20 protein-coding genes and 2 tRNA genes are annotated in these 23259 nt (G+C 71.4%); 10 read left to right on the top strand and 12 right to left on the bottom strand.

The features are described from left to right. The first annotated feature begins 46 nt into the window (after positions 1-46). From DEI83_RS07845 to DEI83_RS07835, 3 genes are read left to right on the top strand one after another with little or no spacing between them, the layout of a single operon-like run. A complete protein-coding gene (locus DEI83_RS07845; RefSeq protein ID WP_111081337.1) occupies positions 47-721 on the top strand; it encodes a M15 family metallopeptidase in 675 nt (224 codons plus the stop codon). Further along, positions 718-1860, top strand: a complete 1143-nt coding sequence (gene alr / locus DEI83_RS07840) for an alanine racemase (RefSeq protein ID WP_111081249.1) — start codon at positions 718-720, stop codon at positions 1858-1860. The genes DEI83_RS07845 and alr overlap by 4 nt, the downstream gene beginning before the upstream one ends. Beyond that, positions 1853-2833 carry an ATP-grasp domain-containing protein gene (locus DEI83_RS07835; protein ID WP_111081247.1) on the top strand — a complete coding sequence of 327 codons (981 nt, stop codon included), beginning with the start codon at positions 1853-1855 and terminating at the stop codon, positions 2831-2833. Before alr ends, DEI83_RS07835 begins: the two co-directional genes overlap by 8 nt. Before the next feature lie 29 nt (positions 2834-2862). Here the strand turns inward: DEI83_RS07835 and DEI83_RS07830 are convergent, their stop codons facing one another. Both DEI83_RS07830 and DEI83_RS07825 read right to left on the bottom strand, forming a co-directional pair. Then, on the bottom strand, positions 2863-3588 hold the full coding sequence (locus DEI83_RS07830) for a GDSL-type esterase/lipase family protein (protein ID WP_111081334.1): 726 nt from the start codon (positions 3586-3588) through the stop codon (positions 2863-2865). 119 nt (positions 3589-3707) lie between these two features. After that, positions 3708-3778, bottom strand: a tRNA-Gly gene (locus DEI83_RS07825). Positions 3779-3831: 53 nt separating this feature from the next. On the opposite strand from DEI83_RS07825, the gene DEI83_RS07820 reads away from it, so the two are divergent. From DEI83_RS07820 to DEI83_RS07800, 5 genes are all read left to right on the top strand, one after another. Next, complete coding sequence (locus tag DEI83_RS07820) at positions 3832-4095, top strand: hypothetical protein (RefSeq protein ID WP_111081245.1); 264 nt, start codon at positions 3832-3834, stop codon at positions 4093-4095. A 127-nt stretch (positions 4096-4222) separates the two neighbouring features. After that, positions 4223-4299, top strand: a tRNA-Pro gene (locus DEI83_RS07815). Between the two features lie 36 nt (positions 4300-4335). Beyond that, positions 4336-5673, top strand: coding sequence for a trigger factor (tig, locus tag DEI83_RS07810; protein ID WP_111081243.1), 1338 nt, complete (start codon positions 4336-4338; stop codon positions 5671-5673). A 180-nt stretch (positions 5674-5853) separates the two neighbouring features. Continuing rightward, the gene (locus DEI83_RS07805) at positions 5854-6483 is read left to right on the top strand and encodes an ATP-dependent Clp protease proteolytic subunit (RefSeq protein WP_111081241.1); all 630 of its coding nucleotides are present in this window, start codon (positions 5854-5856) and stop codon (positions 6481-6483) included. 26 nt (positions 6484-6509) lie between these two features. Then, positions 6510-7169 (top strand): ATP-dependent Clp protease proteolytic subunit, encoded by a 660-nt coding sequence (locus DEI83_RS07800; RefSeq protein WP_071257265.1) that lies wholly within the window; start codon positions 6510-6512, stop codon positions 7167-7169. Between the two features lie 111 nt (positions 7170-7280). On the opposite strand, the gene DEI83_RS07795 is transcribed toward DEI83_RS07800, so the two are convergent. Both DEI83_RS07795 and DEI83_RS07790 read right to left on the bottom strand, forming a co-directional pair. Then, positions 7281-7958: a copper resistance CopC family protein gene (locus DEI83_RS07795; RefSeq protein WP_111081240.1), complete on the bottom strand. Its 678-nt coding sequence runs from the start codon at positions 7956-7958 to the stop codon at positions 7281-7283. After that, positions 7955-8704 carry a YcnI family protein gene (locus DEI83_RS07790; RefSeq protein ID WP_111081238.1) on the bottom strand — a complete coding sequence of 250 codons (750 nt, stop codon included), beginning with the start codon at positions 8702-8704 and terminating at the stop codon, positions 7955-7957. The genes DEI83_RS07795 and DEI83_RS07790 overlap by 4 nt, the downstream gene beginning before the upstream one ends. Positions 8705-8889: 185 nt before the next feature. On the opposite strand from DEI83_RS07790, the gene clpX reads away from it, so the two are divergent. Next, positions 8890-10170, top strand: coding sequence for an ATP-dependent Clp protease ATP-binding subunit ClpX (clpX, locus tag DEI83_RS07785; protein ID WP_111081236.1), 1281 nt, complete (start codon positions 8890-8892; stop codon positions 10168-10170). 19 nt (positions 10171-10189) lie between these two features. On the opposite strand, the gene DEI83_RS07780 is transcribed toward clpX, so the two are convergent. The 4 genes from DEI83_RS07780 to valS form a co-directional block, all read right to left on the bottom strand. Continuing rightward, the gene (locus tag DEI83_RS07780) at positions 10190-12217 is read right to left on the bottom strand and encodes a M3 family metallopeptidase (protein ID WP_111081234.1); all 2028 of its coding nucleotides are present in this window, start codon (positions 12215-12217) and stop codon (positions 10190-10192) included. 58 nt (positions 12218-12275) lie between these two features. After that, positions 12276-12857 carry a TetR/AcrR family transcriptional regulator gene (locus tag DEI83_RS07775; protein ID WP_111081232.1) on the bottom strand — a complete coding sequence of 194 codons (582 nt, stop codon included), beginning with the start codon at positions 12855-12857 and terminating at the stop codon, positions 12276-12278. Between the two features lie 178 nt (positions 12858-13035). After that, positions 13036-13287, bottom strand: a complete 252-nt coding sequence (locus tag DEI83_RS07770; protein ID WP_111081230.1) for a hypothetical protein — start codon at positions 13285-13287, stop codon at positions 13036-13038. Between the two features lie 125 nt (positions 13288-13412). Then, complete coding sequence (valS, locus tag DEI83_RS07765; protein WP_258371106.1) at positions 13413-16010, bottom strand: valine--tRNA ligase; 2598 nt, start codon at positions 16008-16010, stop codon at positions 13413-13415. 217 nt (positions 16011-16227) lie between these two features. Between valS and proP the strand changes: the two genes are divergently transcribed. Then, positions 16228-17814: a glycine betaine/L-proline transporter ProP gene (gene proP / locus DEI83_RS07760; RefSeq protein WP_258371105.1), complete on the top strand. Its 1587-nt coding sequence runs from the start codon at positions 16228-16230 to the stop codon at positions 17812-17814. 63 nt (positions 17815-17877) lie between these two features. Here proP and DEI83_RS07755 read toward each other — a convergent pair whose 3' ends face one another. The 4 genes from DEI83_RS07755 to DEI83_RS07740 all read right to left on the bottom strand — a co-directional run bounded on the left by DEI83_RS07755 (position 17878) and on the right by DEI83_RS07740 (position 23232). Next, the gene (locus DEI83_RS07755; RefSeq protein ID WP_111081226.1) at positions 17878-19575 is read right to left on the bottom strand and encodes an ABC transporter ATP-binding protein; all 1698 of its coding nucleotides are present in this window, start codon (positions 19573-19575) and stop codon (positions 17878-17880) included. Beyond that, a complete protein-coding gene (locus DEI83_RS07750) occupies positions 19572-20528 on the bottom strand; it encodes an ABC transporter permease (protein ID WP_258371104.1) in 957 nt (318 codons plus the stop codon). Before DEI83_RS07750 ends, DEI83_RS07755 begins: the two co-directional genes overlap by 4 nt. Then, positions 20525-21445: an ABC transporter permease gene (locus DEI83_RS07745; RefSeq protein ID WP_258371103.1), complete on the bottom strand. Its 921-nt coding sequence runs from the start codon at positions 21443-21445 to the stop codon at positions 20525-20527. Before DEI83_RS07745 ends, DEI83_RS07750 begins: the two co-directional genes overlap by 4 nt. A gap of 137 nt (positions 21446-21582) precedes the next feature. After that, the gene (locus tag DEI83_RS07740) at positions 21583-23232 is read right to left on the bottom strand and encodes an ABC transporter substrate-binding protein (protein WP_111081224.1); all 1650 of its coding nucleotides are present in this window, start codon (positions 23230-23232) and stop codon (positions 21583-21585) included. Positions 23233-23259 lie beyond the last annotated feature (27 nt).

The following is a 23259-nucleotide window of genomic DNA, read 5'->3' as shown; positions in this document are numbered from 1 at the left end:
GGAACGCATACGCGGTGGCAACACGCGGCGCTCGAGCATCGTCCACATGTCCTTCCCCGTCAGCCGCCCCCGTCCACCGCGCTCCGACCACCCCGGCCACGCCGACCACCCCGACCGCGCCGCTCGTCGTCGCCGTCCTGTCCTCGTGCCGGGGCTCACCCTCGTCGTCCTGCTCGTGCTCACCGTCCTGCTGGCGGGGTGCGCGGTCCGGTCCACGGCCTCCGCGAGCCCGGGCGCCGGGAACGGCGTGTCCGTGTCCTCGGCGACGGGCCGGGCCGGCGGCGAGACCCCGTCCGACGCCTCGGTGTTCGACGACACGCTCCCCGCCGTGACCCGGCTCGACCCCGCGCTCCTCGCCGCCGTCCGGGACGCGGCACGGGACGCCGCCGGCGACGACGTCACCTTCGTCCTCAACAGCGGTTGGCGTTCGGCCGCGTACCAGGAGCAGCTCCTCCGGGACGCGGTCGACGAGTACGGCTCGATCGGTGAGGCAGCGCGCTGGGTGGCGACCCCGACCACGTCGGCGCACGTCCGGGGCGACGCGGTGGACATCGGCTCGTGGGACGCGGCGACGTGGCTGTCCGACCACGGGGCCACCCACGGGTTGTGCCAGATCTACGCCAACGAGGGCTGGCACTTCGAGCTCCGACCCGAGGCACGCGCGTCGGGGTGCCCGCAGATGTTCGTCGACCCGACGCAGGACCCGCGGATGCAGCCGTGACCGGCCGTCCCGTGTCGGAGCTCGTCGTCCACGAGGACGCCGTCCGCACGAACACCGCGTTCTTCGCCGGACGGACCGGCGGACGGCTCATGGCCGTGCTCAAGGCCGACGCCTTCGGGCACGGTCCCCTCGCCCGGGCCGTGATCGGCGCCGGGGCACGGTCCATCGGGGTGACCTCGATCGCCGAGGCACTCGCCGTCCGGAGCGAGGGCGTCGACGTCCCCGTGCTCAGCTGGCTCAACCCCGTCGACGCGGACTTCACCACGGCGGTGCTCGCGGACGTCGACCTCGCCGTGGCGGACGCTGGCGTGCTGCACGCCGTCGCCCGCGCCGCGCACACCGTCGGTCGCCGGGCCCGCGTGCACCTGTACGTCGACGTCGGCATGGCCCGCGACGGGTGCCCGCCTACCGACTGGCCCGCCCTGTGCGCCCTCGCCCGCGAGGCCGAGGGCACCGGCGACGTGCGGGTCGTCGGCGTCATGGGGCACATGTCCTGCGCCGAGCGACCCGACGACCCGCAGAACGTCCGCGAGCGTCTCGTGTTCGCGTCCGCACTGCGGACGGCACGACGGCGTGCGCTCAGGCCAGCTGTGGCGCACCTCGCTGCGACGGCCGCCACCCTGACCGGGGTGGGCGACGGGTACGGCGTCCACCGGATCGGAGCCGGCCTGTTCGGCATCGACCCGTCGGGGACGACCGAGGTCCTCCGGCCCGCGCTCACGTTGCGGACGCGGGTCGTCGCCACCCGTGCGGTCCGGGCCGGATCCGGCGTCGGCTACGGCCACGAGTTCACCACGCCCCGCGACACCACCCTCGCGCTCCTCCCGCTCGGCTACGGCGACGGTCTGCCTCGGGCGGCGGGACACCGTGCGGAAGTCCTGCTCGCCGGGCGCCGCCGTCCCGTGGTGGGCCGGTTCTCGATGGACATGCTCGTCGTCGACACCGGCGACGACGACGTCCGACCGGGTGCCGTCGCCACGGTGTTCGGGCCGGGGCAGGACGGCGAACCGACGGTCGCGGAATGGGCGCGCTGGGCATCGACCATCCCGCACGAGGTCGTCACCCACATCGGCAGCCGCGTCGCACGGGTCCACCGGACCACACACGTCGGCACGACCCAGGAGGAACAGCATGTCTGAGCACACCAGGAGACGGATCGCGGTCATCGGCGGCGGTCGCAGCGACGAGCACGACGTCTCGCTCGCCTCCGCCGCCGCCGCGGTCCGCGCGGTCCGCGCGAACGGCCACGAGGTCCTCGCACTGACCGTCGGCCGGGACGGCCGCTGGCACGGTACGGGACGGGAGGCCCTGCCCACCGCCGACGCGGTCCGTCACCTCACCCGGTGCGACGTCGCACTGCCGCTGCTGCACGGCGTCGACGGTGAGGACGGCGCGGTCGCGGGCCTGCTCACGATGCTCGGTGTGCCCTTCGTCGGGTCACCGGTGCGTGCCGGCGCCCTGGCGATGGACAAGTGGGTGACGAAGCTCCTCGCGGAGGCCGCGGGGATCACCACCGCACCGGCGGTCCTCGTCCGGCCCGGCGACGACGTGGGGGAGCCTCCGCTCGACCTCCCGCTGGTCGTCAAGCCCACGACGGGAGGCTCGAGCAACGGGGTGACCCGGGTCGCCGCCGCGTATGCCTACGGCGGGGCGGTCGAGACGGCACGCGCCGCGGGCGGTGACGTGCTCGTCGAGTCCTTCGTCACCGGGCGCGAGGTCGACATCGCACTCTTCCGCGACCGCGACGGGCTCCTGCGCGCGGGGGCGACGCTCGAGATCGGTGTCGCCGCCGACGGGGTGTTCGACCGGGACCGGAAGTACGACGGCACCGCGGCGTTCACCCTCCCGGCACGGGTGTCACCGGCCGAGCACGCCGCCGTGGACCGGGCGGCGCGGGTCCTCTACGCGGCGCTCGGGTGTTCCGGGGTCGCGCGGTTCGACTTCTTCGTCACGGCGGCCGGCATCGTGCTGAACGAGGTGAACACCACCCCGGGCTTCACCGAGCAGTCGCAGGTGCCCCGCATGTACGCGGCGGTCGGCCTGCCGTACGAGGACCTCGTCGCGGAGCTCGTCGACGCGGCTCTCGCGGGGTGGGCCGTGGCGGAGCCCTGAGGCCGGGGCGGTGCCGAGTGGGGACGACGTCAGGCGTGGGCCGCGAGGTGGGCGCCCCACACGTCGTACGTGTCGCGGTACCGGTGCTCCTCCGCCTCCGGGCGCCACACCGACCGGGTCAGCTCCTCCGGGAAGCCGACGACGTCGACCCGCGGGCGGTCCGCTGCCACGGCGCACGACCGGCGGTTCAGTTCCCGCCCGTGCGCACCTGCGGCGATCCGTGCGGGCCGGGAGAGGCTGCCCGCGTTGTCGAGGGGCGGGATCGCACCGACGAGGACCCGGGCGCCGGGCGGGAGTGCTTCGAGGAGCGCGGCGAGGGTCTCGCGGAGGTGCCGTTCCCAGCTGCGCGGCGACATCACCCGCAGGGCGTCGGTGATGCCGACCATGAGGACGACGAGCTCGCACGCCCGCAGGTGCTCCCGGTGTCCGTCCACCACGGAGGGCAGGTCCCGCACGCTCGACGACGGCGCGCTCGCGATCGACCAGGACGTCCCGCGGCCATGTCGTGTCGCGCGGTGTCGGGCGAAGAACGCCGGGAGGGACAGCTCGTGGGTGCGCACGCCGAGGGAGAGCTCGCCGCGCTCACCGACGAAGCAGACCCGGCCGACGTCCGGACCGGTGACGGTCCCCTCCGCGGGGTCGTCCGGGTACACGTCCCAGGCGGCGTCGGAACGACGGAAGAGGAACTCGCTCACGCGTCCGACGCGGGCGGGGAGCGTGACGGCGGACCGGACGGCCGTGCGGACTCGTGACATGGTTGCGCCGCCGTCGATCCTCACGGCAGCGGAGTGCTCCGCGCGGTCGACGTCCTTCCGGCCAGCGCCACGGTAGTCCCCGGGAATGTGGACCATCGGGGTACAGCGTGCTTCTTCGGAGGGGATGACGGGAATCGAACCCGCGTAGCCAGTTTGGAAGACTGGGGCTCTACCATTGAGCTACATCCCCGCAGCTGCGCACGAGTCGCAGCCCCACCACCATACCGGACGATCGACACCGCCATGATCCTGCCGCCGCCCGATGAGTCGTCGCAGCGCACGATCAAGCGCTCCCGGGTGCTGTCCTTCGTGCTCGTCGCCGTCGCGGCGGTGGTGCTGTCCCTGCGACCGGAGCTGTTCGGCGACCCGCATGCGCAGCCGTGGCACGCGCTCCTGCACGTCTGGCGGATCGTCGTCGGTCTGCTGCTCGGGGTCGCGGCGCTGGCGGTGCAGGTCGTCGTCGGGGTGCGGTGGCGTCGGGGCCTGCGGAAGTCCGCGGACGACTGACTTCCCACAACCGAGGGTCCTACCGGGGATCGCGCATCGCGAGCCCGCTAGACTCATCGAGGTCGTGGGGCCGGACTCGTCCTGCCCGCGCGTCAACAGGCGCACACGACGATCCTGGCCCTCGTACCGGGGCGTAGCTCAGCTTGGTAGAGCGCCCGCTTTGGGAGCGGGAGGTCGCAGGTTCAAATCCTGTCGCCCCGACCAGGTCACATCGAACGTCAACCAACAGGAGAACATCCCTTGGCCACCAGCACCGTCGACAAGGTGAGCGACACCCGCGTCAAGCTCACCGTGAACGTGACGCCGGAAGATCTCAAGCCGAGCATCGACCACGCGTACAAGCACATCGCCGAGCAGATCAACATCCCCGGCTTCCGCAAGGGCAAGGTCCCGCCGGCGATCGTCGACCAGCGTGTCGGTCGGGGCGAGGTCCTGAACCACGCCGTCGGCGACGCGATCGACACCTTCTACCGCCAGGCGGTGGACGAGCAGGAGCTGCGCATCCTCGGCCGTGCCGAGGCCGACGTCGCCGAGCTCCCGAACGTCAAGGACTTCTCCGGCGACCTCGTCCTCACCTTCGAGGTCGACGTCCGTCCCGAGTTCGACCTGCCCGACTACGGCTCCATGGAGATCGAGGTGGACGCGGTCGAGGTCTCCGACGAGGAGATCGACGAGGAACTGCAGAACCTCCGCACGCGCTTCGGCACCCTCGTGACCGTCGACCGTCCGGCGAAGACCGGCGACTTCGCGCAACTCGACCTCACCGCCACCATCGGTGACGACGAGGTCGACTCGGCCACCGGCGTCTCCTACGAGATCGGCTCGGGCGACCTGCTCGAGGGCATCGACGAGGCACTCGAGTCGCTCACCGCCGGCGAGTCCACCACCTTCGAGTCGAAGCTCGTCGGTGGCGACCACGAGGGCGAGACCGCCCAGATCGCCGTGACCGTCACCGCCGTCAAGGAGCGCGAGCTCCCCGAGGCCGACGACGAGTTCGCCCAGATCGCGAGCCAGTTCGACACGCTCGACGAGCTCAAGGCCGACCTCAAGGAGCAGATCGCCAAGTCGAAGACCTTCGGCCAGGGCGCTGCCGCTCGCGACAAGCTCGTCGAGCAGCTCCTCGAGTCGGTGAACATCCCGATCTCCGAGAAGCTCATCGAGGACGAGGTGCACCGTCACCTCGAGCAGGAGAACCGTCTCGAGGACGACGAGCACCGCAAGGAGGTCGCCGAGTCCAGCGAGACGGCGTTCCGTTCGCAGATCCTGCTCGACTCCATCGCCGAAAAGGAGCAGATCCAGGTCTCGCAGGAGGAGCTCACGCAGTACCTCATCCAGGCCGCTGCGCAGTACGGCATGGAGCCCGCCGAGTTCATCAAGGTCATCGACCAGAACGGCCAGATCCCCGGCATGGTCGGCGAGGTCGCTCGTTCGAAGGCCGTCGCCACGGTCCTGTCGAAGGTCACCGTGAAGGACACCGCCGGCAACCCGGTCGACCTCTCCGCGTTCACCGCGGGTGTCGCCCAGGGCGACGACGCAGACGAGACCGACGACGAGTCGGCCGAGGCCGACGCGAAGTAGTCGCGACCATCCTCACGAACGGGAGGCACGGAGCCAGCTGGCACCGTGCCTCCCGTTCGCTTTCCCACACGTTCCGACCGTGTTCCCGGTCTGCCTGACCGCCGACAGCGAACACACGAGACCACGTGCGTTGCAACCGATAAGTTCGACAACAAGCGACAACTGAACGGGAGCTTTTCCATGGCCGAAGCAACACTGAACCCCAGTGTTTTTGACCGCCTTCTGAGAGACCGGATCGTGTGGCTCGGCTCCGAGGTCCGCGACGACAACTCGAACGAGATCGCAGCCAAGCTGCTGCTCCTCGCCGCCGAGGACCCTGAGAAGGACATCTACCTCTACATCAACTCGCCCGGTGGCTCGATCACCGCCGGCATGGCGATCTACGACACGATGAAGTTCGTGCCGAACGACATCGTCACGGTGGGCATCGGCCTCGCCGCCTCGATGGGGCAGTTCCTGCTCTCGTCCGGCACGCCCGGCAAGCGCTACATCACGCCGAACGCGCGCGTGCTCCTGCACCAGCCGTCGGGTGGGTTCGGTGGTACCGCCGCCGACATCCAGACGCAGGCGAAGGTCATCCTCGACATGAAGCAGCGGATGGCCGAGCTCACGGCTGAGCAGACCGGCAAGTCGATCGAGCAGATCCTCAAGGACAACGACCGTGACAACTGGTTCACGGCGCAGGAAGCCCTCGAGTACGGCTTCGTCGACCACCTGCGTGCTTCGTCCGCCGAGGTCATCGGTGGTGGCGGCACGGTCAGCGACGGCGAGACGCCGACCCCGGCCGCCGAGCCCGACGCCCAGTCCTGATCCCCACCGAAGAAAAGGAAACGAGAATGCATCTCCCCATGCTCGGTGGCGCGCAGAACGTCCCGGCCCCCACTGATCGGTACATCCTCCCGAGCTTCGAGGAGCGCACGGCCTACGGCTACAAGCGCCAGGACCCGTACGCGAAGCTCTTCGAGGACCGCATCGTGTTCCTCGGCGTCCAGGTCGACGACGCGTCGGCCGACGACGTCATGGCCCAGCTCCTCGTGCTCGAGTCGATGGACCCCGACCGCGACATCGTGATGTACATCAACTCGCCCGGTGGCTCGTTCACCGCGATGACGGCGATCTACGACACGATGCAGTACATCCGTCCGCAGATCCAGACGGTCTGCCTCGGCCAGGCTGCCTCGGCCGCATCGGTGCTCCTCGCCGGTGGTACCCCGGGCAAGCGTCTCGCGCTCCCGAACGCCCGTGTGCTCATCCACCAGCCCGCGACCCAGCAGGGTGGCGGTCAGGCGTCCGACATCGAGATCCAGGCGGCGGAGATCCTCCGCATGCGCACCTGGCTCGAGGAGACCCTGTCGAAGCACTCCAACAAGACGCCGGAGGAGATCAACCACGACATCGAGCGCGACAAGATCATGTCCGCGCAGGAAGCCGTGGAGTACGGCCTGATCGACCAGGTCCTCACCAGCCGCAAGAACCTGCCGGCGCTCGTCAAGTAGCGCTCGGACGACGACGGCCCCGCACCTCATCGGTGCGGGGCCGTCGTCGTGTCTACGGCGTGCGGAGCGGCCAGGACAGCAGGCGTCACGCTGCAGCGGAGCTGCGCGGCGTCAGCCCTCGTCGGGGTCGTCGGCGGACGGCGCCGGGCGACGACGGACGAGCAGCAGGACGGCGACGACCGCGGCGACGACGACGAGCCCGCCGGCGCCGATCCACAGCGCGTCCGAGGTGGTCGACGAGGACTCGCCCGACTCCGACCCCGTCGTGGTCGCGGCAGCGGACGACCCGTCGCCGGCGGTGGCGCAGGCCGGGGGTGTCGCCGAACCCTCGGCGGGGGAGAGCCCGGCCGGGGCATCCCAGGTGAAGTCGTACGCGTCCGAGACGGTGTGGCCGTCGGCGGAGATGATCTGCCACTCCACCTGGTACTCGCCCGGGTCGCCGAGCGACGCCGCGGTGGACATCGTCGGACCGTCGACGTCGACGCAGCCGTCCTCGAAGTACTTCCCGTCGGGGCCGACGATGCGCATGGCGAACCCGGAGTCCGTGTCGCCGATGTCGAGCAACCGGTCGTTCGTCGTGATCGCGAACGTGTCCGGCAGCTCGGTCAGGGTGCTGTCGGCCGCCGGCGTCGCCGAGACGAGGTAGTTGTGCGCGCTGGCGGGCGCGGCGAGGCCGAGGACCGCACCACCCGCGATCGCGAGGACAGCGGCGGACGCGGCGCCGAGCCTCCCGGCCCGGCGCCGAGGCTGCGCCGGGCGGGAGTGGCTCTTCGTGGTGCCGGACGTCACTTGCTGCTGCCGCGGCGGCGCGAGGCGGCGACGGAGACGACGAGCGCGACGGCGCCGAGGAGGAGACCGCCGAGGCCGAGGAAGCGGCCGACCAGGTCCGGGTCGGCGGGCATGGACGAGGACGAACTGGAGGCGGTGGTCGCCGCCGCCTCGTCGGACTCGGTCGACTCCGTGGCCCCGTGTGCGTGCTCGCCGGCCGCGTCCGCTGCGGTCAGCGTGATGACCGGTGCCGGGTGCTCCGGTTCCGCCTCACCGGCGGTCGTCGCCTGGTCCCACTCGGTGGAGCCCTCTTCGCAGGTCTGGGAGACCGGCATGGCGACGGTGTCGCCGGCCTTGCCGTCGGGCAACGCGAACGACAGTGCGAAGGTGTCGCGCTCGTCGGCGGGGAGCGGGGTCTTCGCGGTGTAGGTGACGCTGGTGACGCGCTCGGCCGCTGCTTCGGACTCGTCCTCGCCCGCTGCGGTGGTGGCGGCGGCGTAGGGCTCGGTGTCCTTCGTGATCGTCCAGTTCGGGTTGACCGTCGGCGTGACCTCGATCACGGACTCGGGCACGTGGAACTGCAGCTTCGTCGTGGGGGATCCGTCGCAGCCGTGCGGGACGGAGAACGTGACCGTGGTGTACGAGTTGGCCGCCGTCGAGGTGGCTTCCGCGCCGACGTGGGCGCTGGCCGATGCCGCGGAGCCGAGGACGATCGCGGCGGCGACACCGAGGGTCGCGACGCCGCCGGTGGCGAGGCGCTTCTGCATGGTTCCTCCAGGAGCCGTTCTCTACAACTTGTAGAGCAACGCGGTCCACGCTACCAGGCCCGCGACGCCGTGGGCGAACGCGGCCGGGGGTCCCGTTCTGTGTCGCCGGATGCGGTTAGGCTCGGTGACACGACGACCTCGTGTACCGCACTGGCGGCGCACGTCGACCAGGGAAGGCCGAGAGCATGGCACGCATCGGAGAGAGCGCCGACCTCCTGAAGTGCTCCTTCTGTGGGAAGAGCCAGAAGCAGGTGCAGCAGCTGATCGCCGGTCCCGGCGTGTACATCTGTGACGAATGCGTCGAGCTCTGCAACGAGATCATCGAAGAGCGCCTCGCCGAGGCGAGCGAGGACACCGGCAGCGGTGAGTTCGACCTCCCGAAGCCGCGCGAGATCTTCGACTTCCTGCAGGAGTACGTCATCGGGCAGGACCCGGCCAAGCGAGCCCTCGCGGTCGCCGTCTACAACCACTACAAGCGCGTCCGGGCGCAGGGGCAGATCACCGCCGCAGAGGATCGCGACGACGTCGAGATCGCGAAGTCGAACATCCTGCTGATCGGGCCGACCGGCTGCGGCAAGACCTACCTGGCACAGACGCTCGCGAAGCGTCTCAACGTGCCGTTCGCCGTCGCCGACGCCACGGCCCTGACCGAGGCCGGCTACGTCGGCGAGGACGTCGAGAACATCCTCCTCAAGCTCATCCAGGCCGCCGACTACGACGTCAAGCGCGCTGAGACCGGCATCATCTACATCGACGAGGTCGACAAGATCGCGCGGAAGGCCGAGAACCCCTCGATCACGCGGGACGTCTCCGGTGAAGGCGTGCAGCAGGCGCTGCTCAAGATCCTCGAGGGCACGGTCGCCTCGGTCCCCCCGCAGGGCGGCCGGAAGCACCCGCACCAGGAGTTCATCCAGATCGACACGACGAACGTGCTGTTCATCGTCGCCGGTGCGTTCGCCGGGCTGGAGGAGATCGTGTCGTCGCGTGTCGGCAAGCACGGCATCGGCTTCGGCGCGCAGCTGCACAGCCCGCTCGACCAGCAGGACCTGTACGCCGACGTCTTGCCCGAAGACCTGCACAAGTTCGGGCTCATCCCGGAGTTCATCGGTCGTCTGCCCGTCGTGACCACGGTGTCGAAGCTCGACCAGGCCGCGCTCATGCAGATCCTGACCGAGCCGAAGAACGCCCTCGTGCGCCAGTACCAGCGGATGTTCCAGATCGACGGCGTCGAGCTGGAGTTCGACCAGGGCGCGCTCGAGGCCATCGCGGACCTCGCCGTCCTGCGCCAGACCGGCGCCCGTGGACTCCGCGCGATCATGGAAGAGGTCCTCGGGCCGATCATGTTCGACATCCCGTCGGACGACGACGTGGCGCGTGTGGTCATCAACCGGGCCACCGTGCTCGAGAACGCCGCACCGACGATCGTGCCGCGCTCCGCACCGAAGCGCGTCGAGAAGTCCGCGTAGCAGCGGCGGGCCGCGCGGGCTACTCGAGCCCGCGACGGCGCAGCAGCGGCCCGACCTCGGCGTCGCGGCCCCGGAACTCGCGGTAGGCCTCGAGCGGGTCCTTCGCCCCACCGACGCCGAGCAGCAGGCGTGCGAAGCGTTCCCCGGCCTCGCGCGACAGCCCGCCGTGCTCGCGGAACCACTCCACGGTGTCCGCGTCGAGCACCTCGCTCCAGATGTACCCGTAGTACCCGGCGTCGTACCCACCGGAGAACGTGTGTGCGAAGTACGTCGACGAGTAGCGGGGCGGGACGGCCGGAGCGTCGATGCCGGCCGCGGCCAGGGCCTGGCGTTCGAACGCCTCGACGTCGGTGACCGCTGCGGCCTCGGCGGCGGTCAGCCGGTGCCAGGCCTGGTCGAGGAGCGCGGCGGCGAGGTACTCGGTCGTGCCGAACCCCTCGTTGAAGCCCTCGGAGTCGCTCAGCCCGAGGACGAGCTCGGGCGGCATCGGTTCGCCCGTCTCGTGGTGCTTGGCGTAGTTCGCGAGCACAGAGGGCCAGGTGACCCACATCTCGTTCACCTGGGACGGGAACTCCACGAAGTCCCGCTCCACGTTCGTGCCGGAGAAGCGCGGGTAGGTCGTCCGTGCGATGAGCCCGTGCAACGCGTGTCCGAACTCGTGGAACAGCGTCTCCACCTCGTCCTGCGTCAGGAGCGTGGCGGAACCGGGCGCGGGCTTCGGCACGTTGAGGTTGTTCACGACGACGGGGAGCGTGCCGAGCAGGTACGACTGCTCCACCACGGGGTTCATCCACGCCCCGCCGCGCTTGCCGTCCCGCGTGTACAGGTCGAGCAGGTACAGCCCCACGGGCCCGTCCTGCTCGTCGGTGACCTCGAAGACCCGGACGTCGTCGTTGTAGCCGCGCAGGTCGGGACGCTCGGCGAAGCGGAGCCCGTACAGGGCCGACGCCGCGTGGAAGACCCCGTCGGTGAGGACCCGGTCGGCCTCCAGGTAGGGGCGGAGCGCTCCGCCGTCGGCGGCGAACTGCTCCCCGCGCAGGACCTCGGTGGCGTACGCCCAGTCCCACGACTCGACCTCGAAGCCGACGGTGCGGGAGCGGACGGCCCGTTCGTCCCGCGCGTTCGCGGTGGCCGCCGTGACGAGCGACGACAGCAGCCCGGCGACCGCGTCCGGGTCGCCGGCGGTCTCGTCCGCGGTGACGACCGAGGCGTGGTCACGGAATCCGAGCAGCTCGGCTCGTTCGGCACGGAGGCGCACGATCCGCAGCAGGACGTCACGGTTGTCGAACGCGTTGCCCCGACGCGCGCGGGAGATCGACGCCTCCATGATCCGCTGCCGGAGCCCCCGGTCCGTGAGCGAGGCGAGCCACGGGTGGCCGGTGTACAGCGGCAGCGTGACGAGCCAGCCGTCCAGGCCCCGGTCGGCGGCGGCACCGGCAGCGGCGGACTTCGCCCCGTCGTCGAGCCCGGCGAGTCCGGCCTCGTCGGTGACGTGCACGGCGGCGTCGTTCGTGTCCTCGAGCAGGTTCCGTTCGAACGTCGTCGTCAGTGACGACAGCTCCTGGTTGATCGCGGTGAGACGCTCCTTGCCGGCGCCGTCGAGTCCGGCACCGGCCAGGGTCATCTCGGTGAGGGTGCGGGCGACCAAGCGTCGGTCCTCGTCCGACAGCCCCTCGACGCCGTCGAGGTCGTCGTGCACGGCACGGACCCGGGCGAACAGCCGGGCGTCCAGGACGATCGCGTCCCGGTGGGCGGCGAGGAGCGGGGAGAGTTCGGCCTCGAGGTCACGGAGTTCGTCCGTGGAGTCGGCCGAGGTGACGGTGGAGAAGACCATCTCGACGCGCTGGAGCAGCTGCCCCGACCGTTCCAGGGCCACGAGGGTGTTCTCGAACGTCGGCGGGTGCGGGTCGGTGGCGATCGCCTCGACCTCGGCCCGGTGCTCGGCCATGCCGGCGTCGAAGGCCGGCCGGTAGTGCTCGGTCCGGACGTCGTCGAACGGCGGGAGGGCGTAGGGGAGTGTGCTCGGTTCGTCGAACGGAGTGTCCATCGCCCCAACCTAGCGACGCGGGCGACGACCGGGTGGGGCGCGGAGCGGGCCGGCGTCCTCAGCGGGCCGCTGCGTCGATGAGCACCGCCGCCGCACGTCGGGCGTGCACGGCTGCCTCGGTCGTCCCCGCGATCGCCGCCGTGGTCTGCGCCCCCTCGGCGAGCAGGGCGAGCTGCGCTGCGAGTTCCTCGGCACGGCCGGTGTCGGCCACGGCCCGTGCGGTGATCCCGGCGACGAAACGCTGGAAGGAGTCCTTGTGCTCGCGGGCGATCTCGGCGATGGCCGGGGAGGTCGCGCCGAGCTCACCGAAGGCGTTGATGAAGCCGCAGCCGCGGAACGTGTCGTCCCCGAACCAGGACTCGAGGAAGTCGTACACGGCGAGCAACTGCGCGCGGGGGCCGTCGGCCGCGTCGACGGCGGCTCGGATGCCGTGCTCCCAGACCGCGTGGCGTCCGGCGAGCACGGCGGCGACGAGCTGCTCCTTGCCGGGGAACGCGGCGTAGAGCTTCTTCAGGGAGACACCGGCGGCCGAACGGATCTCGTCCATGCCGACCGCCTGGATGCCGCGCGCGTAGAACAGGGCGTCGGCGGCGTCGAGGATCCGCGATGCCGTCTCCGACTCGACCGTGGTCGTCGTCATCCGTCTCCCCGTCCGCTCGTCCGTCCGCCGGGCCCCTGGTGGTCCGGGAACGTGCGTTCTCGATCGTACTCGCGCGCCACACCGCCGACTGCGCCGGACGGCGGACGCGGTCCGGCGCTTACGGACCTTGCCGGACCGTGCAACGTCCGGCAGCCGCGCGCCCACCGGTGGTCCGTGGTCAGTCCTCGGACCCCGCGTCGTCCGGGTCGGTCACCTGCGCGTGGCCGAGCGGGTCGAGGTGGATCGACGTCCCGTCGTCCAGCTCGACCATCGGCTTGCCCTCCAGGAACGTCAACGTCCAGCGCCACGTCGAGGCGTCGACCGACTCCGCGGCCAACTCGTCCTCGACCCGCCGGACGGCGACGACCATCGTCTCGGGCAGTCGCGCGGGTGGTTCCGCACCGACGTTCCATCTCGTACCCAACTGCATCCGTGCCTCCAGCCCGTGTCGGCGGGTTCGTGTCCACGGCGGAGTCCGTCGGGACGACGGACGCCCCGCCCGTGTCTCCACGGTAACGGGGCGTCCGGCGTCGGGTTCAGGCCCGGGCGGTCCGACTAGGCGGAGGGCTGTTCCGCCAGCTCGATCTCGGTGACGGCGAACTCGTCACCGTCGATGAACGACAGGTCCTGGATCCGGCCCACGGCCGCCAGGTCGACGGCGGCACGCTCGACGAGCTCGCGCACCCCCGCGGGCGCCTGCACGACGGCCCGGGTGACGGGCGTCTTCTGGGACGCCTTCGCCGCGGTCTTCGCGCCACGGATGCCGATGAGTGCCTGTCCGACGGCGGCGAGCAGCCCCGTCTCGGCCTGGTCGACCGGCAGGTCGGCGCGCGTCGGCCAGGAGGCCCGGTGCACGCTGGTCTCGTGGGTCCAGGCCCACACCTCCTCCGTCGCGTACGGGAGGAACGGCGCGAGCAGGCGGAGCAGGACGTCGATCGCGCCGCGGAGCGCGAGGACAGCGCTCGCCTGCGTCTCGTGGCTCGCGTCGGGAGCGGTGCCGTAGGCGCGCTCCTTGACGAGCTCGAGGTAGTCGTCGCAGAAGGTCCAGAAGAACCGCTCGGTGATCTCCAGTGCACGGGCGTGGTCGTAGGCGTCGAACGCGGCCGTGGCCTGGTCGACGACGGTGCCGAGCGCGGCGAGCATGTCGACGTCGAGCGCCTCCGTCACCTGGTGGGCGCCGGTGGGGAGCTCGAAGCCGTAGACGAACTTCGCCGCGTTGAGGACCTTGATCGCCAGACGACGGCCGACCTTGATCTGCTTCGGGTTCTGCGGGTCGAACGCCGCGTCCGTCCCGAGCTTCGACGAGGCCGCCCAGTACCGGACCGCGTCGGCACCGTGCTGCTCGAGGATCGACAGCGGCGTGACGACGTTGCCCTTCGACTTCGACATCTTCTTGCGGTCGGGGTCGACGATGAAGCCGGAGATCGAGGCGTTCGTCCACGGCACCACGTCCGCTTCGAGCTGGCTGCGGAGCACGGTCGTGAACAGCCACGTCCGGATGATGTCCTGCGCCTGCGGGCGGACGTCGTACGGGTACACCAGGCCGTAGAGCTCCGGGTCGGTCTCCCACTTGCCGGCGAGCTGCGGGGTGAGGGACGAGGTCGCCCAGGTGTCCATCACGTCGAGTTCGCCCTGGAACCCACCGGCGACGCCGCGCTGCGACTCGTCGTACCCCGGGGCCGGGTCGGACGACGGGTCGACGGGCAGCTGCGCCTCGGTCGGGACGATCGGCTGGTCGAAGACCGGGTTGCCGTCGGCGTCGAGCGGGTACCAGACCGGGATCGGCACGCCGAAGAAGCGCTGGCGCGAGATGAGCCAGTCGCCGGACAGACCGCCGACCCAGTTCTCGTACCGGACCTTCATGAAGTCGGGGTGGAACGCGATCTGGTTCCCTCGCTCGAGCAGGGTCTGCTTGAGCTGCTCGTCACGGGCGCCGTTGACGATGTACCACTGGCGGGTGGAGACGATCTCGAGCGGCTTGTCGCCCTTCTCGAAGAACTTCACCGGGTGGTTGATGGTCTTCACGTCGCCGACGAGCTCGCCGGACTCGGTGAGGGCGTCCACGACGACCTTCTTGGCGGAGAAGACCGTCTTGCCGGCCATCTCGGCGTAGAGCGCGCGGCCCTCGGCGGACTCGATCCACGCCGGCTCCTCCGAGCGGATGCGGCCGTCGAAGCCGATCACCGAGCGGTTCGGCAGCTGCAGCTCGCGCCACCACACGACGTCGGTGGTGTCACCGAACGTGCAGATCATGGCGATGCCAGCACCCTTGTCTTTCTGCGCGAGGTGGTGCGCGAGCACCGGGACCTCGACGTCGAACAGAGGGGAGCGGACCGTCGTGCCGAACAGGTCCTGGAACCGCTCGTCGTCCGGGTGGGCCACGAGGGCGACACAGGCCGGCAGGAGCTCGGGGCGGGTGGTCTGGATGACGACGTCACCGCTGCCGTCGGACTTGTGGAAGGCGAGGCCGTGGTACGCGCCCGGCATCTCCTTGTCTTCGAGCTCGGCCTGCGCGACCGCGGTGCGGAAGGTCACGTCCCACAGGGTCGGGGCGTCGGCCTGGTACGCCTCGCCGCGCTCGAGGTTGCGGAGGAAGGCGCGCTGGGCACTGGCGCGGGAGGTCGCGTCGATCGTGCGGTACGACTGCGTCCAGTCGACGGAGAGCCCGAGGGTGCGGAAGAGCTCCTCGAACTGCTGCTCGTCCTGGACGGTCAGCTGGTCGCACAGCTCGATGAAGTTGCGACGGGAGATCGGCAACTGGTCGGCGGCCTTGCTCGACTTGCCGTCGCCGCCCTCGAACGGCGGCGTGAAGTCGGGGTCGTAGGGGAGCGACGGGTCGCAGCGGACGCCGTAGTAGTTCTGCACGCGACGCTCGGTGGGGAGACCGTTGTCGTCCCAGCCCATCGGGTAGAACACGTGCTTGCCGCGCATGCGCTCGTACCGGGCCTTGAGGTCGGTGTGTGTGTACGAGAACACGTGCCCGATGTGCAGCGAGCCGGAGGCGGTCGGCGGCGGGGTGTCGATCGAGAAGACGGCGGAGCGGTCACCCGCGGCGGCGCGGTCGAACCGGTAGGTGCCGTCCTGCTCCCACTGCGGTCCCCAGACCTGCTCGAGTCCGTCCACCGATGGCTTGTCGGGCATGGGCTTGGTCATGGCTGCGCCTTCCGTTCGTATGTGCGGCACCGAGTCCGTGATGAGGTGCCTGAGTGTCCCCGCGCTCGACGGGGTCCCTCCAGCGTAGCGGTCACCCCGCCGCCACGAGCCCGCCTGCTAGGCTTCCGGGGTTTGTCCGGCGAGCGCGGTTCGCGGGTCGCCAGTGTCGCCGTCTCGTCGGATGCCCGAAGGACGCACAGCACACCGGAGGAACGACTTGCCAGCCAACGACACACCGAAGCAGCCGCACGGGGACCGCCCGGTGCGGACGAAGGCCGCCGCCAAGCGCGCCCGGCGGAAGCTCACCGAGGACGACGTCACCGTCGTCGAGGAGTCGCTGCTCAAGCGTGCCGTCGCCGCAGCGGCCCTCGGCAACGCCATGGAGTGGTTCGACTTCGGCATCTTCGCCTACCTGACGGTCACCATCTCGAAGGTGTTCCTGCCGGCGGGCGACCCGACCTCGAACCTCGTGGCCACGTTCGGCTTCTTCGCCGCCGCGTTCATCGTCCGTCCGATCGGCGGCGCGGTGTTCGGCCCGATCGGCGACAAGATCGGCAGGCAGAAGGTCCTCGCGCTGACGATGATCCTGATGGCCGCGGGCACGCTCATGATCGGCCTGATCCCGTCCTACGACACGATCGGCTTCTGGGCTCCGGTGCTGCTGCTCGTCGCCCGCTTCGTGCAGGGCTTCTCGACCGGCGGTGAGTACGGCGGTGCGGCGACCTTCATCGCGGAGTACTCGCCCGACAAGCGCCGCGGTTTCATGGGCTCCTGGCTCGAGTTCGGCACGCTCGCCGGCTACGTGCTCGGCGCGTCGATCGTGACGATCCTGCAGTACACGATGCCGGAGGACGCCCTGCTCAGCTGGGGCTGGCGCATCCCGTTCATCGTCGCCGGACCGCTCGGCCTGATCGGGCTCTACCTGCGGCTCAAGCTGGAGGAGACCCCGGCGTTCCAGAAGCAGCAGGAGCAGGCGGCCGAGCGCGAGTCGCAGAAGACCCCGTTCCTCAAGCTCTTCGCCGAGAACTGGCGCTCGCTCATCGTCTGCATCGGCCTCGTCCTGGTCTTCAACGTGACCGACTACATGCTCCTGTCGTACATGCCGACCTACCTCGAGACGAACCTCGGGCAGAACGCCACGTTCGGCCTCATCCTCATCGTGATCGTGATGATCCTCATGATGGTCGTCATCACGTTCGGCGGACGGCTGTCGGACCGGTTCGGTCGTCGCCCCGTGCTCGCCGCGGGCTGCATCGGGTTCATCCTGCTGTCCTGGCCGGCGCTCAAGCTCGTGCAGACCGGCACCGGCCCCGGCGTCTTCGCCGGCCTGCTCATCCTCGGCCTGGTGCTCGTGACGTTCACGTCGACCATGCCGTCGACGCTCCCGGCGCTGTTCCCGACGATCATCCGCTACGGCGCGCTGGCGATCGCGTTCAACGTGTCGGTCTCCCTCTTCGGTGGCACGACGCCGCTCGCGACGCAGGCGCTCATCGCCGGCGCGAAGGACGCCGGTTTCGGCTGGGCCGAGGACATCCCGGCGTTCTACCTCATGCTCGCTGCCCTGATCGGCCTGGTCGCCGTGTACTTCACGAAGGAGACCGCGAGCTCACCGCTCATGGGCTCCGGCCCGACGGTCGCCCACGAGGACGAGGTCGCCGACGTCATCGCGGACTACAACGACCCGACCTCGGAGCTCGCGCAGTCCGACTGGGCGAAGGACTTCTCGACGAGCCAGTTCCCGGTCATCCCCGAGGACGGCAGCGCCCCGGGATCGCGCCAGGAGCAGGCACCCGCCGGTTCCTGACGACCCGGCCACGCGCCCTGGAGGCCCGCCCTGCGTCCGCAGGGCGGGCCTCCGCTGCTCGGGTCAGGCGGACCGGGCCGGCCCGGCGGTGAGCCGTTCGGCGGCGCGGACGAGTCGCTCGGTGACCGGATGGGTCGGACGGGCGAGGACCTCGTCGGCGGGACCGGACTCGACGACAGTGCCGTCGTGCACGACGAGCACGTCGTCGGCCAGCCGGCGGACGGCCCGGAGGTCGTGCGACACGAACACCATCGCGACACCGGTCTCGTCCCGGAGCCGTTCGAGCAGCGTGAGCACGGCGTCCTGCACGGTCGCGTCGAGGGCGGTGACCGGCTCGTCGAGCACCATCACCTCGGGCTCGGTCGCGAGGGCCCGGGCGATCGCGAGGCGCTGCCGCTGCCCGCCGGACAGGGTGCGGGGAGAGCGACGCCGGAGCGCGGGGTCGAGCCCGACCTGCCGGAGCGCAGTCGCCACCCGGTCGCCGAGGGTGCCGGTCGCGCGTCGGGCGCGGCCGCCGGTGAGTGCGTCCGCGAGGACCCGGTCGACGTCCCACCGCTCGTCGAACGTCGCGCCCGGGTCCTGCACGACCGCGGCGATCCGCGGTCGACGAGCACGGCGGTCGCGTTCGGGCAGCGGCGCCCAGGGTTCTCCGTCGAGGGTGACCGTGCCGTCGTCGGGCGTCTCGAGTCCGAGGAGCATCCGCGCCACGGTCGTCTTGCCGGAACCCGAGGCCCCGACGACGCCGAGCACCCGACCGCGGACGACCCGGAGCGACACCTCGCGGACCGCCGGGACCCCGGCGTAGGTGCGGTGGAGCGCCTGCGCCGCGAGCACGGGGGGATCGACGGGGCGGCCGGCAGCTGCGGCGTCAGCGGTCACGACGCCTGCGGCCCGGACGTCGGCACCGCGGACGTCCGCACCGTGGACACCGGCACCGTGGACGCCGGCGGTCGGACCGCTGCGCAGGGGGCGGTCGGCCGCCCGCGCCGCGCGGACGAGTGCCCGCGTCGCCTCGTGCCGCGGCGAACCGAGCACGTCGGCGGTCCGCCCCTCCTCGACGACCCGGCCGCCGTGCATCACGACGACCCGGTCGGCCCAACCCGCGACGAGCCCGAGGTCGTGCGTCACGACGAGCACCCCGGTGCCACGCAGTTGTGCCGCGCGGAGCTGCTCCATCACGGTGAGGGCGATGCCGGCGTCGAGCGCCGTGGTCGGTTCGTCGGCGACCAGCAGTCCTGGGTCCGCGATCGTGGCCGCGGCGATGAGCGCACGTTGCCGCATCCCGCCGGAGAGCGTCCCGGCCGTACGGCCGTCGGTGGCGAGCGCGGGGTCCAGGCCGACGGCCTCGAGGGCCGCCCGGACGGCGTCGATGCGCTCCCGAGCGGTCAGGTCGGTGTGCAGCCGGAGTGCGTCCGCGACCTCCCGCCCGACGGGACGGAGGGGGTCCAGAGCGCCGAGGGCCTCCTGGCCGACGTAGCCGACGTGGCGCCCCCGGAGGTCGCGCCACCGCCGTTCCGACAGGGCTCGGACGTCGCGGCCGACGAGCGTCATCCGGGAGGCGTCGATGCGGACACCGTCCGCGGAGAGCCCGAGCGCAGCCCGGACGGTGACGGACTTTCCGGAACCGGAGGTGCCGACCAGGGCGACCAGCTCGCCCGGGGCGACGTGGAGGTCGACGTCCTCGACGAGTGCCGTCGTGCCGACGGTCGCGGTGAGCCCCGAGACGTCGAGGACGGGTGCGTCGACCCCGGCACCGCTCATCGTGCGCTCCCACGCCGGCGAAGCGCCCGCCCGAGGACGGTCACCGCGGTCGCCAGCACGACGATCGCGAGTCCGGGGAAGGTGCTCATCCACGGGGCGGTCTGCAGGTAGGTGCGGCCGTCGGCGAGCATCGCACCCCACTCCGGCGCGGGCGGCGGGGTCCCGACGCCGAGGTAACTCAGCGCGGACGCCCACACGACGGCCTGACCGATGCCGAGCGTGCCGACGGCGACGATCGGCCAGAGGGCGGCGGGCAACACGTGGCGGAACACGATCGAGGTGGGGGAGCGGCCGAGGAGCACGGCGGTCTCGACCACCTGCGACGCCCGGGCGGTCCGGACCAGCCCCCGCACGATCCGGGCGTACCCGGGTGCGGTCGCGAACCCGACGGCGAGCATGGCCGGCACCGGACCGGGACCCGTCACCGCGATGACGACGAGCGCGACGAGCAGCAGCGGCAGCGCGAAGGCGACCTCGGTCACCCGGCCGACCACTGCGTCGACCACCCGTCCGCCGAGCCCGGCCAGCACGCCGAGCAGCACGCCGGTCCCGCCGCCGACGAGCGTGGCGACGACGCCGACCAGGAGCGACGCGCGGGTCCCGGCGACCACCCGCGCCAGGACGTCACGTCCGGACTCGTCGGTGCCGAACGGATGACCGGCGCCGGGTGGCAGGAGGGCCTCGGCCGGGGAGACCGCCAGCGGGTGCGCGCCGCCGAGCAGCGCCGGCCACAGGGCGGCGACCACCGCGACCGCCACCACGGCCGCCGCGATGGTGCCTGCCGGCCCGAGCGTCCCCCCACGGAATCGCTCGGACCGGCGTCCGGCGCGCGCGCCGGACGTCTCGGACGGCTCGGTCGGCGTGCCGCCAGACCTGCCGTCGGGGTCGGTGCCGGGACGGGCGTCGGCCGTTCCGGTGCCGGACGGGAGGCCCGGGTCGACGATGCCGCTCACCGTGCCTCCGGTTCGCCACCGCGCGGGTCGACCGCGCGCTCGACGAGGTCGGCCACGGCGAGCACGACGACGTACGCCGCCGCCGACACGAGTGCGATCCCTGCGACGAGCGGCATGTCCCGCTGGGTCACCGCGGTCACGAGTGCCCGGCCGATCCCGGGGAGCGCGAACACCGACTCGACGACGACGGCCCCGGACACGAGCGACCCGAAGGCCCAGGCGGACAGGGCGATCCCGGGGAGCGCGGCGTGCCGGAGCAGATGGCGTCCGAACAGACCGGCGCGGGACTCGCCACGACCCCTGGCAGCCAGCGCGAAGGCAGACCGTTGCGCGTCCACCACACCGTCGCGGATCGTCTCAGCCAGGTACCCGGCAACCGGCACCGCGACGACGAGCACGGGCAGGACCCAGCCGCGCAGCGTGCCGTCGCTCACGGCGGGCACCCACCCCAAGGAGCTGGCGAACACCACGATGAGCACGCTGCCGAGCCAGAAGTGCGGCATCACGCTGGCGGTGACGGCCAGGCCGGTGGTCAGCAGCGCTGCCGTGCGGCCTCGTTGCGTCGACCACCACGCGGCCACGACCGCCAGCAGCCAGGCGACCGCGAGCCCGGCGACCGCGAGGGTCAGCGTGACGGGCAACTCCTGCGCGAGGAGCGTCGACACCGGCGTCCGGAAGGCGTACGAGTCCCCGAGCTGACCCGTCGCCAGACGACCGAGGAACACCAGGTACTGCACGAGGACGGGCTGGTCGAGCCCGTACTCGGACCGCACCTGCGCCACCGCCTCGGCCGACGCCTGCGACCCCGGTCCGCCGAGGATCGCGAGGGCCGGGTCGCCGGGGATGAGACGGATCGCGACGAACACGATCGTGGCGACCGCCCAGAGCACCCCGACGCCGCCGAGGACCCGCCGCACCGTCCAACGCACCCACCCCGCGCGGGTGGGGCGGCGTACCGGACGGGCGCCGGGCCGCTCCCCACCGGCACGGCCCGTCGGCCGCTGGCGCGTCCGCCGGGGACCGGCGGCGGAGGCCCAGATGCGACGCAAGGAGATCAGCGCGCGACCCACGCCGTCCCGAACCACGGCGTGGAGACCGACGTGGTCGAGATGCCCTGCACGGCCGAGCGGTACAGGAAGTGGTTCTGCTGGTCGTAGAGCGGCAGGACGGTCCGGCTCTCGAGGATCGTCCGCTGCGCCTGCTCGACCAGGTCCGCACGCTCGCTCGCGTCCGACGTCTGCGACGCCTTCTCGAGCAGCTCGTCGAGCGCCGGGTCGTCGAGCTGCGCGAGGTTCGCGAAGTAGCCCGACGGTGCCGGGGTGATCGAAGCGGAGTCGTACAGGATGCGGAGGACGTCCGGGCCGACCTTCGTGTACGGAGCACTCACGACGTCGTACTGGTTCTTCGCGAGTGCCGCGTACCAGCTCGACAGGTCGAGTTCCTGCAGTCGGACCTCGATGCCGACCTCCGCCTCGGACGCCTGGATCTGCTGGAACAGGCTGCGCTCGGCGGGGACGGACTGGTTCGTCGACACCGGGAACGTGACGGTCAGGGTCTTCCCGTCCTTCTCGCGGACGCCGTCGCTGTTCGTCTTCCAGCCGGCCTCGTCGAGCAGACGCTTCGCCTCGGCCGGGTCGTACGCGAACAACGACTCGTCCGAGTACGACGTCGGCTCGACGCTCGACAGCACCGAGTACGAGCGCTTCGCGGTGCCGAGGAAGAGCGACTGCAGGCCCGGATCGATCTCGGCCGCCGCGATGAACGCCTCGCGAACGGACTCGTCGCGGAAGACGCCGTGGCCCGAGTTCAGCTCGAGACGGTTCGACGCACCCGGGCGGGGAGCGTCGAGGTCGCGGATGCTGCCCTTCGCCGAGGCGGCCTTGAGCTGGTCGGGCTGGGCGTTGTCGATGACGTCCACCTGCCCGGACTGCAGGGCCGCGTAGCGCGAGGTCGAGTCGGGCAGGAAGCGCCAGGTGAGCCCGTCCAGGCGCGGCTTCGTGGTCGACTCGTCGAGCGGGGTGTACGCCGTGTTCCGCTCGAGCGTGACGCGGTCGCCGTGCTTCCAGCCGGTGACGGCGAAGGGGCCGGTGCCGACGGGTGACTCGCAGTTCGTCGCCTGCTCCCGCTCGAGGGCCTTCGGTGACTCCATGCCGACCCACGGCTGCGAGAACGACTCGAGCAGTGCGGCATCGGGGCGGCTGAGGGACAGCGTCACCGTGTGGTCGTCGGTGGCGGTCGCCTTCTCGATCGACTGCAGGGCGAGGTACCCGGTGCTCGAGGCGGTTGCCGGGTCCTGCACGTGCTCGATGTTCGCGACCACGGCCGACGCGTCGAAGGGGGTGCCGTCGGTGAAGGTGACGTCGTCGCGGAGCGTGAACGTGAGGGTCTTCCCGTCGTCGCTCGTCGTCCACTCCGTGGCGAGCTCGGGGGTGGGGCGACCGTCGTCGAGACCGACGAGTTCCTCGATGTACTGCGTCGCCAGCAGCGCCTGCGGGTAGTTGCCGCCGACGTGCGGGTCCAGGCAGGTCGGCTCGGCGTCGCCGGACGCGTAGGTGAGCGTCCCGCCGCTGACGGGCGTGCTGCTGTCCCCGGGCGCACCGGCGCCGGAGCAGGCGGTGACGGCCAGGAGGATCGTGGCCGTGCCGGCGACACCGGTCACGATGCGCCGCAGCGCCGGGCTTTTCTGTACTGGGTCCAAGATCATGGCTGACAGAGTCTAGCGCTTTACTGG

Origin of the sequence: Curtobacterium sp. MCBD17_021, assembly GCF_003234525.1 — a bacterium.
In the GTDB taxonomy this organism is placed as follows: Bacteria; Actinomycetota; Actinomycetes; order Actinomycetales; family Microbacteriaceae; genus Curtobacterium.
Note: the sequence above shows the minus strand (reverse complement) of the source record. Positions and strands in the feature narration are given on the sequence as shown.